This window comes from Microbulbifer variabilis (genome assembly GCF_056232115.1).
In genome coordinates, this window is record NZ_CP174325.1 from 2,554,996 (window position 1) to 2,569,961 (window position 14,966).

Consider the following 14,966-nt stretch of genomic DNA (forward strand, 5'->3'; position numbering starts at 1 on the left):
TTGAGAACTGAATTGGATAATGCGAACCGCTGGTTGATCGTTGAAGAGGGCCCAAACCCCTCAACGGATTATTTTGTTATTCCTTATTTGCGGAAGAAAAAAGCGCAAGTACAGCGGTTGTCTTTTTCGGAAGTTCTTAGTGGTGATGAGCTTGAGGGCCTGGGGTTGATATTTGTACGTTATATCCCCAGATCATGGCAGTCTCTTATCCATAAAAATCTTAGTAAATTGTCAGAAATTTATTTATTTATTGATGACGATTTATTTGATTGGTCTGCCTTTGTTGGCTTACCCCTCCGCTATCAACTAAAGATTTTTCGTTATAGTTGGTCACGACAAGGTTGGCTGAAGTCCATAGGGGCAGGTCTGTTGGTCTCAACGCCATATTTACAGAGCAAGTATCAGGAATGGTCTCCACAGTTATTACAGGCGCAGCAGATAGATTGTAGTGGAGGTCAACCTCTAACAGTTTTCTATCATGGTTCTGCATCGCATATTGAAGAAATTCGCTGGTTGGTCCCAATAATTCAGAAAGTATTGCAAAGAAATTCAAGTTTGAATTTCGAAGTTATCGGTGATGGGCGTGTAAATAACCTGTTTCGAGGGATGTCAAGAGTAAAAGTAATACATCCTATGAAATGGTCAACCTATCTATCCATGTTGCAAAAGCCAGGGCGAACTATTGGTTTGGCACCGTTGCTAGACACTCCATTTAATAAAGCCCGGTCTTACACTAAGTTTTTTGATATTACACGGGCTGGTGCTGTAGGAATATATGCGAATGGGGATATTTATGGCAGGGTGATTCGTCATCAGGAAAATGGTTTGTTGGTGCCTATGGAGACTTCGGCCTGGGTAGATGGCATTTTACATTTAGCGGATGATAAACAATTACGTGAGAAGTTATTAAGTGGGGCTCGACAATGTCTGTAATCGGATATTGTTCGCTGGGCCTTAGCCGATTGCGCAACCTGGAACATTTTCTAGGGGCTCCCTGTCAGTATGTGCTGTCAAAACCAGGTAAGTCTGTTACCCATATGGTTGGTTGGGGTCTCAAGGCAACTGCGGATAAGGCGCAACGTATAGCCGTTCGCTCAAATTTACCTTATTCCTGTATTGAAGATGGATTTTTGCGATCACTGGGTCTGGGGGTTGAGGGCGCTGAACCCCACAGCTTAATTGTTGATCAGACAGGTATTTATTACGATGCCTCCCGCCCAAGTGATCTTGAGTCCTTGATCGGAGAATCTGCTTGTTCGGCAGAAGAGATAGAGCGAGCAGAAGCAGGGCTCCGGCTTTTACGAAGCTATAGACTTTGTAAATACAACTCTGCTGATGATACTCCCCTGGAATTACCGGACAGTCGCGCTTATGTGTTGGTAGTTGACCAAACCTATGGCGACAAATCTGTTAGTGGAGGATTAGCTTCAACGAAACATTTCCAGCAAATGTTGGAAAGCGCCACCCGTGAAAATCCTAGGGCTGAAATATTAGTAAAAATTCACCCAGATGTTATTGCGGGAAAGAAACGCGGATATCTGGAAGAGCTGGCGGAGGAAAAAGGCTGTAAGATACTTACCCAGGATATTTCTCCTTGGGCAATATTTGATCGAGTTGAAAAGGTCTATGTGGTAAGTAGCCAGCTGGGCTTTGATGCACTAATTGCTGGTAAAGAAGTGCATTGTTTTGGTATGCCTTTTTATGCTGGTTGGGGGTTGACCAAGGATCGCCAAAGCTCGGAACGCCGTGGAATCAAGCGTACTTTGGCGGAGATTTTCGACGCTGCTTACCTGCGCTATTGTCGATATATAAATCCCTACACAAGACAGAAGTGTGAATTTGAGGATACTGTTGGACTCATTGCCGAACAAAAAAGACAGTGGAACCGGTTTCGGGGACAGTGGCAGGGCATTGGGTTTTCAGCTTGGAAGCGTCGATTTATTCCTGATTTCCTTGGAAATAAGGATAGGGTGAAATTCTCTAAAAGGTATAGCGAAGCAAGAAATCTGGATATCGGTACCAATATTCTGGTTTGGGCAAGTCGAGCGTCGAGTGAATTAAAGGAGGAATGTAAGCGCTCAAACTTAAATTTATGGCGGGTAGAGGATGGTTTCTTACGCTCTGTTGGTTTGGGGGCAGATTTAATTTCGCCAAAGTCGCTGGTTTTTGATTCTCGTGGTATCTATTTTGATGCGGAGCAACCAAGTGATCTTGAAGCGCTGTTAAATTTTGGGGTTTTTCCAGAGTCATTATTAAATAGGGCCAGAAAGCTACAAAAATCGCTGATCAGAAAACGCTTAACTAAATACAATTTAAGTGTTTGTAAGCCAATATCCAGTTTAGGTATTTCCTCAGATAAGAAAGTGATCCTGATTCCTGGTCAAGTCGAAAGTGATGCATCCATTGCCTATGGCTCACCAAAATTAAAAAGTAATTTTTCATTGCTTGAAAGAGTAAGGCGCGATAATCCAGGGGCATATATTGTGTATAAACCCCACCCGGATGTGGTAGCCGGAGCTCGACTGGGAGCGCTGCCGGCAGGTGCTGAGTCTTTGTTTGATTTAATAGTAGAGCAGGGTGATTTTTCTTTTTTATTAGAAAATGTAGATGAAGTACATACACTCAGTTCACTGAGCGGCTTTGAGGCTCTGATGCGCGGGGTAAGGGTGGTAACCTATGGCCTGCCTTTTTATGCAGGCTGGGGTCTCACAAATGATAAACTTATAGAAAACAAGGAGATGAGTAAAAAAGACTTATTTGAACTGAAGTCTCGTAGGCAGCGCCACTTAAGTCTGGATCAACTAATTGCGGCTACTTTATTGCTTTATCCGGTATATGTGGATAGAAATACTGGGGAGTATATAGACGCAGAGACAACAGTTGAGCTGTTAGAGTCTGAACGAAATTTGAGTGTCCGAAATAATATTTTCTTTAAGTTTTTCTGTTGGTATCGGAGTAAATTTTTGCGTTATTAGTTTAAGCGGTTGTTGGCTAGGCGTAGACTTCTACCTTAGAAGATATGTAATACAGGTCTTTGTGAAATATATTTTCATTTAGGTTATTTGGTTTTGTGTTTTCTTGATGTTGATCTCGCACCTTTAAATAATCGCATTATTTTCTAATTACAGTCTAATTTTGAGTGGGATTTGCGGTATTTGGGTTCTTTTCAGGAATTGCTTCATCTTTTTTAAGTTAATGCCCTTTTCTCTAGTTGCGAGTCCTGTTTTGTTGTTGAATGTAACTTTATTCTTAAGTTTTCCTGGGATTATCTGTCTCGCTTATGGTTGCTATCAATGCTGTCTTAAAGATTGAGGCGAGTCATAGAGTTTTGCTTTGCAAAAAGAGTTGATCAGTGGTTTTGTATTTAATGGTTTTTCGCTTTTCTGAGTTTTGGCAGTGATTTTATTTAAGGGGAAGATGTTTTATTCAATTCAAGCTGCAAACGATTGCAGCTGCGCTGCTTCTATTCTTTGAGCTGCACTAAACTGCTCACCGATGATGTACGGCTGTGCGCAGTGATAAAAATTTGTTGGGTAAAAAACAGGGTGCGGTTATATATGGACTGTTAGTCTACTTTGAAGGGGCACATGCGCTGTATTTGTGTGTGATGGCATATTTTTTTTCTTGATATAAGATGCTTTTTCTCCGGGCACTGGCAATTGGCGGGCGATAGATTTATTTGCGTCTATGAAAATATGTAAAGGCCTAAATTAATCGACTCTCAATTTCCACTAATACAGACGCTGTCTTTGTAAATAGCTATTAAGAAAGGTTCAATGTATAGGCCTTGGCTTGTCACTGATCTGTAGAGAGCGGTATTGCGGAGTTAGAGGAGGCTTTAGGAGCTTGACTTTAGATGAGATAATACCTCACTGTGGGTTGTTGACTAACTTAGGTTTTGTGGTATCGAAATGCGTAGGCAAGTTTCTGTTCTCTCCTCCTACACTTGCCTACCGACAAGTTGTATTGCGCCAGCTTATTGATACTCAGGGGTAGATCAATTTATGTCTGTTGCAGTATTTCTACAGGGGCCTCATGGTCCATTTTTCGCCAGGGTGGCGAAAAGGCTATCCCAACATGGTGTGATCACCCATAAAATCAACTTTAACGGCGGTGATCGCTTTTTTGCGTGGGCGGATTTCCAGGAAGATTTCGCCGGTAGCGAGGATGACTGGCCATTCTTTTTTCGCCAATACCTGTTAGATAAGGGGGCTGAGGCGGTCTTTGTCTATGGCGATTGCCGACGCTACCACGCCACGGCAAGAGAAATCTGTTCATCACTTCAAATCCCTTTTTGTGTATTCGAAGAGGGATACTTGCGCCCAGATTTCGTAACTCTGGAGTGGGGAGGAGTAAATGCTTTCTCCCAGAGGGATTGGTCTGAGGAGACAATTAACCAGTACGAACCTAATGGACGCCAAAAAGGGCTTCCCGTAGGGCAAACGTTCTGGCATAGAGCACTTTTTGCGATCGAATATTACTTGGCAATGCGTTTTGGACAGTCAGAATTCCCTTATTACCGGCATCACCGTAGTCGTGATTGGCTGGAGGAGGGTACTAACTGGCTTCGCAGCTTTGTTCGCAAGGGACTTTACAAGATAAAGGAGCATAAGCTGACTGATCGGTTAACTTCAAATCTGAGTCAGCAGTTTTTCCTGTTTCCCCTGCAGACCCGAGATGATTTTCAGCTTAGGAGGCATTCCGACCTTTTTTCTATAGAAAACGCCATCGATGTAGTGCTGAAGTCCTTTGCCCAGAATGCTCCAGAGGGCACAGTGGTTGTTATCAAACATCACCCTATGGATAGAGGCTTTTGCCATTACCAGAAGCTGATTGATGTGTTGGCCGAGCGGTACAGTATTGTCGGAAGGGTTATCTACTGCCACGATTTACACCTACCCACTCTGCTCGATCATGCCAGGGGGGTTGTGACAATCAATAGTACGGTGGGTATTTCAGCATTGCTGCATAAAGTTCCTACCAAGGTGCTTGGTCGTGCACTTTACGATATCCCCGGATTAACCCATCAAGGTCAGTTAGCCAGCTTCTGGTCATCACCCGAGAAAGTAGACTTTACATATTTTCAGCGTTTCCATACCTATCTTTACGAGCAAACCCAGATTGACGGTAGCTTCTCCAAAGGCATTGATAAGACAATAGACGGAGTGATAAAGCACTTACAATCAGTTGCCGTATTAGCTGCACCGGGACCTGTTTCCGGCGAAACCTGTAGTACAGATGCCGTATAAAGCATGGGTGCTCCCAACTCCCTGCTTCTCCTCAGCCTAATACGGCATCTCCTAAAGGCTTTCAGTTGCACTGGTCACCCTTTGTTTAAAAAATAGGCTGATCTAAATCGACTAACCTGTTAGACTGCGCGGCCTTTTGACCCGCCGCTCCGGTCCCTCGATAGGGACTTTGGCTTCAAGTGAATTCCGAAATGACCGATACCCCTAAACCGGCCGGCTTCGACCAGCTGGGCCTGCCGCCTGAAATCCTCAATGCCATTGAAAAGCTTGGTTATGAGACTCCGTCCCCAATTCAGGCGCAGACTATCCCTTCCTTAATGGAGGGCCGCGATGTACTGGGCCAGGCACAAACTGGTACCGGCAAAACAGCTGCTTTTGCGCTGCCGCTGCTTTCCCAGTTAGATTTGAGTGACCGGCGCCCCCAGGCGCTGGTATTGGCGCCGACCCGTGAACTGGCAATCCAGGTGGCAGAAGCTTGCCAGGCCTATGCAGGCAAACTTAAAGGCTTTCATGTAGCACCGATTTACGGTGGTGCAGACTACCGTGGACAGATACAGCAGCTGAAGCGCGGAGTACAGTTAATAGTGGGAACCCCAGGTCGGGTGATGGACCATATGCGCCGCGGTTCTCTGGACCTCTCCAACTTACGTACACTGGTACTGGATGAAGCCGATGAAATGCTGCGCATGGGCTTTATTGATGACGTGCAATGGGTATTGGAACAAATTCCCGAAGAGCGCCAGATTGCCCTTTTCTCTGCGACCATGCCCAAAGAGATTGCCCGTATCGCCCGAGAGCACCTGCAGGAGCCGGTAGAAGTCAAAATTCGGGTTAAGACCGAGACTGCTGAGACTATTCGCCAACGGTACTGGCCAGTGGGTGGTCTTCACAAGCTGGATGCACTGACCCGCATTCTGGAAGCTGAGCCAGTGGATGCCACAATTATTTTTGTGCGCACCAAGAACAGCACTGTGGAGCTCGCAGATAAGCTGGCAGCGCGTGGCTTCGCCAGTGCAGCACTGAATGGAGATATGGCACAGAACCTGCGTGAGGCGGTGATCGATAAGCTCAAGAATGGCAAGCTCGATATCGTAGTGGCCACTGATGTGGCGGCGCGAGGCTTGGATGTGAAGCGTATCAGCCATGTGATCAATTACGACATCCCCTACGATACCGAAGCCTATATCCACCGTATTGGCCGTACTGGTCGCGCAGGCCGTGAAGGTGATGCCATCCTGTTTGTCGCACCGCGTGAACGCCGCATGCTGCGAATTATTGAGAAGGCCACTAAAAAGCCGATTGAAAAGCTGGAGTTGCCAAGCGCGGCGGCGGTTAACAGTGCTCGTATGCAGCGTTTCCGTGAACGTATTACCACAACATTGGAAGGCCAAACTGATCTGGCTCCCTACCGCCAGCTGGTAGAGGAATTCCTGGCACAAAATGAAGTGGACCCACTGGATGTAGCCGCGGCGCTGGCTGCGATGGCTCAGGGCGATCAGCCTTTATTGATCAAAGAGCAGGAGCCCAAGCAGCGCAGAGAACGACGCGAGCGCGATGATGACTTCGAAGGGGCGCGCGGCCGCAAGCGAGGTGGTTATGAGAAAGACCGCAAATTGCCGGCACCGGACGAAGGCCTGGAGCGCTACCGTATCGAAATCGGACGCGAACATGGTGTAAGGCCTGGCAGTATTGTTGGCGCAATTGCCAATGAAGTGGAGCTGGATAGTTCCTACATTGGTCGTATTGAGATCTACCCGGATTTCACTACGGTGGACCTGCCTGAAGGAATGCCAAAAGAAGTCTTCCAGCACCTGAAAAAAGTGCGTGTGTCTGGAAAGCCGATGAAGATATCACGCTTTGATGAGGCAAGCTCAAAGCCCAAGGGTAAACCGAAAGGTAAACCCAAGGGTAAGTCGAAAGATAAGCTAAAAGGAAAGCCCAAGTTCAAGCGGGAGAATAGCGGGGAGTAATATAGCCCCTATAAAAAACGGCGCCGAAGGCGCCGTTTTTTATTTGATAAACCATTTTAGTTTATCGCTTTTTCTATTCTCCGGTGCTAGCGCTGCGGCAGCATACGGGTCAATGTGGTATCGCGCTTCACAAAGTGATGCCACAGGGCGGCGGCAATATGCAGGCCAACCAATACCAACAGTGCCGGCCATAGAACGTCTTTGTGAAGGAAGGCGAGCTGCTTGCCCAGATCGGGGTTTTTCTCTAACAGGCGTGGCAACGCGAAAAGACCAAAAAATTCAGTATCTCGGCCAAACAGCTGGCGCATGGCAATTCCGGATACTGGCATTGCCAACAAGACCAGGTAAAGGGCGCCGTGTGTCAGTTTGGAAACGGCCTTCTGCCAAGTAGTTCCCTGAATTTCCGGGCGCTTGTGACGTGCACGCCAGTAAAGGCGAACAGCCAGCAGCATCAGTACAGCAACACCCAACGAGAAGTGCAGGCGTACAAACCAGCCGCGCATGGGGTCCTCCCGGTCGAAGAACTCATGTAGCTCTACAGCGCCCCACACGGCCAGCAGTAGAATCACAAATAACCAGTGCAAGCCCTTGCTGACTGAATTCCAGCCTTCGTTCGATGTTGACATAGGTAAATCTCCTGTAAAAACAATGCCCGAGAAGAGGCTTATCAATTGTGGCGAGTGTGTGCACCCGCTCCCGTTATGTCTCTGTGGTTAATTCGGCCTGTCGGTTTTTATCCCCAGTGGCAGCGCGAATGCCCTTCAAGTGGGAAAAACAGGTATCCCGCGCTGTTTGTAGGAAGTCAGCCAAGTAAGCCTGCTCCAGTATTTCCTCTCGCACCGCTGCGTAGAGGGTGCTCCAGAGGCCCTTTTCCCCCAAGCGCAATTGCGCAATAAATCCTTTTTGCAGGTATTCGTGTAGGGCCCAGTCGGGTAGGGCACAGACACCACGGCCACTGGCCACCAGTTGCACCATCATAACCGTCAATTCTGCCGTACGCACATCTGCGGGTTCAACACCTGCCGGGTCGAGGAAATGTTGGAATATATCCAGGCGCTCCCGCTCCACGGGATAGGTGATCTGTATTTCTCCGTCCAGGTCATTGGGGGTGACCCAGCGCCGCTTGCCATTTTGTAATAAGGGGTGGTTACGGCTGAGCGCCAGGCACATCTCGAAGCTGAACAGAGGGTAGTAGTGGATACCTTTCAGCTCTGAATCAGGGTTGGAGGTGACCACGAGATCCAGATCGCCGCGAACTAGTGCCGGTAGCGGTGCGAAGTGAAATCCACTACAGAGGTCCAGCTCTACTTCGGGCCAGTCGTCGCGGTAGGTATTTAGGGTTGGCATCAGCCATTGATAACAGCTGTGGCATTCAATGGCGATATTGAGACGGCCAGACTGGCCTGAAGCGAGCCGGGCCAGGTCGCGCTGTGCGACGGCCACCCGCGGCAGTATGTCGTCAGCGAGCTGTAACAGACGCAGTCCTGCGCTGGTAAAGCGTAGCGGGCGGGATTTGCGCACAAATAACGGCTGATCGTGGCGCTCCTCCATTTCCCGGAATAAATGGGATAGTGCCGACTGGGTTAGGTGTAGCCTCTCGGCGGCTCGGACCAGGCTGCCGGTCTCCCTTAGGGTGCAAAGGGCACGAAGTTGGCGCAGCTCAATCATCTTTAAATTTATTCATGTTAACCGCAAAAAATATGAAATTGATTGAATAACACTGTGCCGACACAATCAAGTCTGAATTATCGCGGAGTGTGTGACGGGATCTGGAACCGGCGATTTACCGCGAACGACCGTATACACGGAGCGATGCTCCCTCACAGGAATGGACTTGGTAACAGAGACATGGCGCAGACACATATTCTTGGCTATCCCCGTATCGGGGCCAATCGTGAGTTAAAGAAGGCCCAGGAGGCATACTGGCGTGGGGAAATTTCCCAGCAGCAACTCTTGCAGGAGGGAGCGGAAATACGTCGTAGCAACTGGCAGGCACAGAGTGATGCCGGTCTGGATTGGGTGACAGTGGGAGATTTTGCCTGGTATGACCAGGTACTGAATCACTCGTTGATGTTTGGTGTGGTGGGCGATCGTTTTTCTGAAGGTGCCGCGGAGAACAAACTGGATCAGTACTTTCGTTTGGCGCGGGGGCGAGCTCCCTCTGGGCAGCCGGTTGCGGCCAGTGCCATGACCAAGTGGTTTGATACTAACTACCACTACCTGGTACCGGAGCTTACTGATCAACAGGCCTTCTCCCTGGATAGTGAATGGTTGTTGGATGAAGTGCGTGAAGCTCAGGTTCAGGGGCATAAAGTAAAGCCGGTAGTAATGGGTCCCTTAACCTACCTATGGTTGGGAAGAGGCGTTGATAGCGCTTTGGCCCTGTTGCCGAGTTTGTTGCCGTGTTACACACAGTTGTTTTCGCAGCTGGCTGATCTCGGTGTGGGGTGGGTTCAGCTCGATGAACCAATCCTGGGTTTGGACTTGCCAGAAGAATGGCGCTCCGCATTTATTGGTGCATACAAGGGGATTGGCGCGGATTCTGGCAGCCTGAATTTACTCCTGGCAACTTACTTTTCCCCACTGCGGGAAAATCTACAGCTGGCTTTCTCTCTGCCAGTGGATGGTGTGCATCTTGACTGTATACGAGCGCCAGAAGAATTAAATACCGCCCGCGATCTCCTTGGTGATAAGCAGGTACTTTCTGCGGGTGTGGTGAACGGACGTAACATCTGGCGTGCAGATCTGGATAAATGGCAGCGTGTCCTGAAGCCAATGGCGGAAAAGCTGGGTGACCGCTTGTGGATCTCAGCCAGTTGTTCGTTGCTACACAGCCCGGTAGACCTGGATACTGAAATCTCCCTGCCCGTGGAGCAAAAGCAAAAACTTGCCTACGCTCGCCAAAAACTGGATGAGCTGGTGCACCTGCAAAGTCTTCTAGATCAAGAGGTAAGTACGACCGTAACCGAGTTGAAGAGCGGTGATAAAAGCGGTTCAGTTGCCCAACAGCTACGGGATACATGGCGTGAACAGGGTTACCTGGAGCGTGTTCCCGTGCAGGCTGAGCGCTGGCAATTACCACTGCTGCCTACAACGACTATCGGTTCATTCCCACAGACTGATCTACTGCGCAAGGTTCGCCGCCAGTATCGCAATAGTGAAATCAGTGAAAAAGATTATCTGGAGCATTTGCGCGCGGAGATTGCTGAAGCGATCCGGCGGCAGGAAATTCTTGGCTTGGATGTTCTGGTTCACGGTGAAGCGGAGCGCAACGACATGGTTGAGTACTTTGGTGAACAGCTTGATGGATTTGTGCATACCGGCAATGGTTGGGTGCAGAGTTATGGTTCCCGCTGTGTAAAACCGCCGATTATTTTTGGGGATATTTCCCGGCCCCAGGCAATAACTGTGGAGTGGAGCAGCTACGCACAGAGCCTTACCAAAAAACCTGTAAAAGGCATGTTGACTGGCCCGGTAACAATTCTCAACTGGTCCTTCCCGCGAGAGGATATTCACCGCAGTGAGAGCTGCCTGCAAATTGCCAGGGCTTTGCGTGAGGAGGTTCTGGACCTGGAGTCGGCGGGTATCGGTATTATTCAAATAGATGAGCCGGCTCTGCGCGAAGGCGTGCCCCTGAGAGAATCAGAACATGCAGATTACTTCTCGTGGGCGGTGGGTTGTTTCCGCTATACCTGCAGTGAAGTGAAAGCGGAAACGCAAATCCATACTCATATGTGCTACAGCAATTTCAATGCAATTATGGATGCTATTGTTTCCCTTGATGCGGATGTGATTACTATTGAATCTGCGAGATCTGACCTGCGCCTGCTCAGCGCTTTTGCCGACAAGGCTGGTGGTTACCCCAATGAAATTGGACCTGGCATTTACGATATTCACTCTCCCAATGTGCCGGATAGGGGTGAGCTGGTGGAGCGGCTTAAGAAAATTGCACAGGTGGTGCCAGTTGAGAGACTTTGGGTAAATCCGGATTGCGGCCTTAAAACCCGTAACTGGGCTGAGGTGGGGTCATCCTTGCTGAATATGGTAGAGGCTGCGCGCACTGTGCGTACAGAACTGGCTTAGTCAATTTATAAGTAGAAAAACCGGCAATCATTTGGATTGCCGGTTTTTTCTTTTCTGTTTTTTTCGCTTCTGTTTTTTCCGCTACTGTTTTTTTCACTTACTGGGACTTGGCGGCTACTGTAGTAGTGTTATTTAATTCAAATGGCACTGAAGGGTGGAAAGGTTTAATACCCAAAGCTGTGTAAAGCTCATCCGGGCGATACATATTCTGCCCCTCGAGCACCAGTGCAGTGCGACGCAGCGCGGTGATATCCTCGAGAGGATTTCCCTCCAGTAAAACCAGGTCTGCATTTTTCCCCACCGCAATACTGCCAGTGTACTCGTCGGCCCCCATAACCTGCGCCGGTACCAGGGTGGCCGTGCGCAGCACATCAATATTGGGAATACCGGCTTTGGCATAGAGCTCCAGTTCACGTAACAGGGTAAATCCGGGGATACCATCGGAGCCCGCTACCATAGTGACCTTGTGCTCGTGTAGCTTGAGCATCATGGCCAGCAGGGCTTCCGCTGAAAGGTCGTAGTCATCCCGGTGTTCCGGCTTCACATCCAGTTCGGCTCCAATAAAAGCGCGCTGGATATTCACTGGAAGGTGGTCGGTAATATCGGCAAATTCAGGATCTACTTTGCCCGGTTGGCGCAGTAACATCGAGCTGAATACGGTGGTGGTTGCGTCTACGACAGTGCCTTTCTTGGCTAGCTTATCCAGGAAAGCAGCCACTTTTTTGCTATCCAGATCCAGCTCGTGGGCGTGCTCCCCGATTTCTGTAAAGCGCAGTCTTTTACGGGTATCTATCTTGCCCATAAAATTCAGGAACAGCATATTGATATGCTGAATTTCATCAAAGCCCGCGTCCACTGCCTCTTCGGCGGTCATAAATGCAGGAATATGACCGGACAAACGCATACCATTTTCGTGGATATGCTTGGCTAAGGGAGCGATCCACTCGGGCTCCATTGAGCTGTAGGTTTTAATTTGCTGATAGCCGCGATCCGCGTACCATTCGACAATATCCTTGGCTTCTTCCAGGCTGTCTGCAGTCTTGCCCATACGCATGGCATTTTCGCTTTCCCGGTCCATAAAGCCCGCGCGGAATAGGTCGCCGCCAATGATTTGCTCTGACTCAAACATCCCTTCAATACGCATGATACTTTCATGGGTATTACCGATGTCGCGAACATTAACAATGCCAGCGGCCATATTCAGAACACCATCGGTAGGGGATAAGTGGGCGTGCATATCCCAGAGGCCGGGGATCAGCGTATGATTACGGGCATCAATGGTGGTTGCCCCGTTGGCTTTGATCGGTTTTTTACTGATTTTTGCGATCTTTCCATCTTTGATCAGAACATGCTGCTGTCTCTGTAGTTTGCCAGATTCAACATCAACCAGGTTGACGTTGCTGATCAGGATGGGTTGGATTGATGTGTGGGTATGTTTCTTGGCAATACCTTGCAGGTACTGGTCTGCGGCTGCGACTTGCCGGGTTTTCAGTTCTTCGAGGTGAGATTTATCCCAGCCTTTGCGCAGGATGGCGAACCACCCCCCCTCATCGGAGGCAAATAAATCCCCATTGTCATCATACCAGGCGAGATCTGGGGTAAAGCCCAGGCCACTTACGCCGTAAAGGTGGACCGTTTTCTTTTTCTCGCCTTGTTGCAGGGTCACTTTATCAAGCTTATGGAGGCGTGCTTTTCCCTGCGGCAGTAAATCAATATTTTGATCTGCATCGGCAATCAGTGCTTTTACCAATTGCGTCTGTACGGCAAGGGTGCTGTTCTTGGGAATATAAAATTGAGCTTCGGAAGTTTTTGCACTGCCATGTTCATCGGAACCTTTCCAGCGAGCGACACCATTTTCCAGGGAAAATTCTTCGCTGACTGGAGCACCAAATGGGCTGATCCCTTCAATGGATAATTGCTCGGGCATTGCCGCCTCACCGATAGTGAAGCTCTCCTTGAGGTTTAGGCGACGGTTATTCCAGCCGAGCTTTAATTCACCAGATACCTTTGTTCCATCCTGGTGAATAACTTCAGAGCCCGCAATGCCCTCTTTATCGTAAAAAATATACTCGATTGATTTTGCATAAGCGCTATTGGCTGCGGCTAGAATTGTGGCTGCGATAAGCGTTGTCAGTGTTTTTTTTCTCATGAACTGTCCCTTTTCTTGTTGTAATACCGGTGATGGACTTTGGCTTCTTTTCGGTGAGGGGGCAAGCAGCTTAGGGGCGCAAGCGGCGAGAGGAAAAGCGGGAGCGGTAGGGCGTTCTTTAATGTTTTAACTTTCGGAGTAAGGTAAAGGTATTGCGAGAGCGCTTACCTGTAAGCACTCTCACAATATTGCTTTAGTCTATGAACTAAGGGTTGCGAGAAAGGTTTTCGTTGCCGGTTGCGTGTACGACAATATTGTCTTCAATACGCACGCCGCCATAGGGGCGGAAGCTGTCGACCTTATCCCAGTTAACCTCGGCAGCGAGGTCTGAGTCTTTCAGCTCTCCCAATAAGCTGTCGATAAAGTAGAGTCCCGGCTCGATGGTAAATACCTGGTTCTCCTCGATAGCTCGGCTGGTACGCAGGAATGGGTACTCGGCCGGTGGGGGTGTCGTGCCTCCATCGGGGCCGGTCTGGTGACCGCCGACATCGTGTACCTGGAGGCCGAGGAAGTGACCCAGGCCGTGTGGCAGGAATGGGCGAGTTAAGCCGGATTCCACAGCACTCTCGGCAGAGGTTTTGATAATGCCAAATTGGGCCAACAGCTCCCCCACGCTTAAGTGACACTGGCGATGCAGTTCCGGGTAGGGCAGGCCAGGTTTGAGGCCGTCCACCAGCTGCAACTGCTTTTCATCCATAGCTGTCACCAGCTCTGCGAACTCGTTATCGGCATAGGCGTAAGTGCGGGTGATATCGGAGCAGTAGCCATTGCAGTCGGCACCCGCATCGATCAGGAAGCTTTTCAATTGCGACTCAGGCAGGCGTTCGGTAGACAGGTGGGTGTAGTGCAGGATTGCGGCGTGTTCATTCAGGGCAACAATATTGCCGTAGGGCATACGGTTCTCGCCCTGGCCAGCAGCGCCCAGGTAGGTCTGGTTGATTTCAAATTCACTGGCACCACTGCGGAAAGCCTGCTCGGCGGCCCGGTGGCCATTGACCGCAATACGGTTCGCCTCACGCAGGCAGGCGACCTCATAAGGCGTTTTATAAGCGCGAGCCCAGTGCAAGCGGTTGATCAGAAGCTCCGGATTTTCCTCACCCAGTGACCAGCCTTGCAGCTTCTCGCTCTCGCCGATAAAAGCGGCATTCTCTGGGCTCAGGAACGCCTGGGCATCGGCCGGCTTGCTCAGTAGCTCGATATCGTAGAAATCGCTCCAGAAGGTCTGGGGTGCCGGCGGTACATAGTGCCAAAAGTCTACTGGACGGTAGAACAAAAGCTTTGGCTTTTGTCCGCGCTGATAGATAACCCAGCTGTGGGGATTGTCGGTAATGGGAACCAGTGCCTTAAAGTGGGGATTCACCTTAAACGGGTAGTAGTTATCGTCCAGGAACTGCACCCTGGGAGCGCCACTGAATACGTTGAGGATTTCAAACCCGCTCTGCTCGAGGATTTCATCGTAGCGGCGGCACAGGGTGGCCATATGATCGGCGTAAAGGTTTTTATCCATGTTCTCCC

General features: G+C 49.3%; 9 protein-coding genes. 5 read left to right on the plus strand and 4 right to left on the minus strand.

Annotation, left to right across the window (positions count from 1 at the left end; translation table 11 throughout):
• The 4 genes from ACJJI7_RS11425 to ACJJI7_RS11440 all read left to right on the plus strand — a co-directional run bounded on the left by ACJJI7_RS11425 (position 1) and on the right by ACJJI7_RS11440 (position 7,219).
• Positions 1 to 933 carry a glycosyltransferase family protein gene (locus ACJJI7_RS11425; protein WP_444945579.1) on the plus strand — a complete coding sequence of 311 codons (933 nt, stop codon included), beginning with the start codon at positions 1 to 3 and terminating at the stop codon, positions 931 to 933.
• A gap of 104 nt (positions 934 to 1,037) precedes the next feature.
• Positions 1,038 to 2,975, plus strand: a complete 1,938-nt coding sequence (locus tag ACJJI7_RS11430; protein WP_475717071.1) for a capsule polysaccharide biogenesis protein — start codon at positions 1,038 to 1,040, stop codon at positions 2,973 to 2,975.
• A gap of 1,029 nt (positions 2,976 to 4,004) precedes the next feature.
• Positions 4,005 to 5,249, plus strand: coding sequence for a capsule polysaccharide biogenesis protein (locus ACJJI7_RS11435; protein ID WP_282951493.1), 1,245 nt, complete (start codon positions 4,005 to 4,007; stop codon positions 5,247 to 5,249).
• Positions 5,250 to 5,440: 191 nt separating this feature from the next.
• Positions 5,441 to 7,219 (plus strand): DEAD/DEAH box helicase, encoded by a 1,779-nt coding sequence (locus tag ACJJI7_RS11440; protein WP_282951492.1) that lies wholly within the window; start codon positions 5,441 to 5,443, stop codon positions 7,217 to 7,219.
• Between the two features lie 86 nt (positions 7,220 to 7,305).
• Here the strand turns inward: ACJJI7_RS11440 and ACJJI7_RS11445 are convergent, their stop codons facing one another.
• Together ACJJI7_RS11445 and ACJJI7_RS11450 are read right to left on the minus strand one after the other, a co-directional pair.
• Positions 7,306 to 7,845, minus strand: a complete 540-nt coding sequence (locus ACJJI7_RS11445; RefSeq protein WP_282951491.1) for a cytochrome b — start codon at positions 7,843 to 7,845, stop codon at positions 7,306 to 7,308.
• 73 nt (positions 7,846 to 7,918) lie between these two features.
• The gene (locus ACJJI7_RS11450) at positions 7,919 to 8,887 is read right to left on the minus strand and encodes a LysR family transcriptional regulator (RefSeq protein ID WP_020412122.1); all 969 of its coding nucleotides are present in this window, start codon (positions 8,885 to 8,887) and stop codon (positions 7,919 to 7,921) included.
• Between the two features lie 180 nt (positions 8,888 to 9,067).
• Here ACJJI7_RS11450 and metE point away from each other — a divergent pair, with 180 nt between their 5' ends.
• Positions 9,068 to 11,302 (plus strand): 5-methyltetrahydropteroyltriglutamate--homocysteine S-methyltransferase, encoded by a 2,235-nt coding sequence (gene metE, locus ACJJI7_RS11455; protein WP_282951490.1) that lies wholly within the window; start codon positions 9,068 to 9,070, stop codon positions 11,300 to 11,302.
• A 97-nt stretch (positions 11,303 to 11,399) separates the two neighbouring features.
• Here the strand turns inward: metE and ACJJI7_RS11460 are convergent, their stop codons facing one another.
• Both ACJJI7_RS11460 and pepQ read right to left on the minus strand, forming a co-directional pair.
• Positions 11,400 to 13,451, minus strand: a complete 2,052-nt coding sequence (locus ACJJI7_RS11460) for an amidohydrolase family protein (RefSeq protein ID WP_444902114.1) — start codon at positions 13,449 to 13,451, stop codon at positions 11,400 to 11,402.
• 205 nt (positions 13,452 to 13,656) lie between these two features.
• Entirely contained in the window at positions 13,657 to 14,958 is a 1,302-nt protein-coding gene (gene pepQ, locus ACJJI7_RS11465) for a Xaa-Pro dipeptidase (protein WP_282951488.1), read from the minus strand.
• Positions 14,959 to 14,966 lie beyond the last annotated feature (8 nt).

Excerpts from the sequence above, each read along its gene's own strand:
- pepQ (WP_282951488.1), bottom strand. The coding sequence starts at position 14,958 with ATGGATAAAAACCTTTACGCCGATCATATGGCCACCCTGTGCCGCCGC.
- ACJJI7_RS11450 (WP_020412122.1), bottom strand. The coding sequence starts at position 8,887 with ATGATTGAGCTGCGCCAACTTCGTGCCCTTTGCACCCTAAGGGAGACC.
- ACJJI7_RS11445 (WP_282951491.1), bottom strand. The coding sequence starts at position 7,845 with ATGTCAACATCGAACGAAGGCTGGAATTCAGTCAGCAAGGGCTTGCAC.
- ACJJI7_RS11460 (WP_444902114.1), bottom strand. The coding sequence starts at position 13,451 with ATGAGAAAAAAAACACTGACAACGCTTATCGCAGCCACAATTCTAGCC.
- ACJJI7_RS11435 (WP_282951493.1), top strand. The coding sequence starts at position 4,005 with ATGTCTGTTGCAGTATTTCTACAGGGGCCTCATGGTCCATTTTTCGCC.
- metE (WP_282951490.1), top strand. The coding sequence starts at position 9,068 with ATGGCGCAGACACATATTCTTGGCTATCCCCGTATCGGGGCCAATCGT.
- ACJJI7_RS11430 (WP_475717071.1), top strand. The coding sequence starts at position 1,038 with ATGGTTGGTTGGGGTCTCAAGGCAACTGCGGATAAGGCGCAACGTATA.
- ACJJI7_RS11440 (WP_282951492.1), top strand. The coding sequence starts at position 5,441 with ATGACCGATACCCCTAAACCGGCCGGCTTCGACCAGCTGGGCCTGCCG.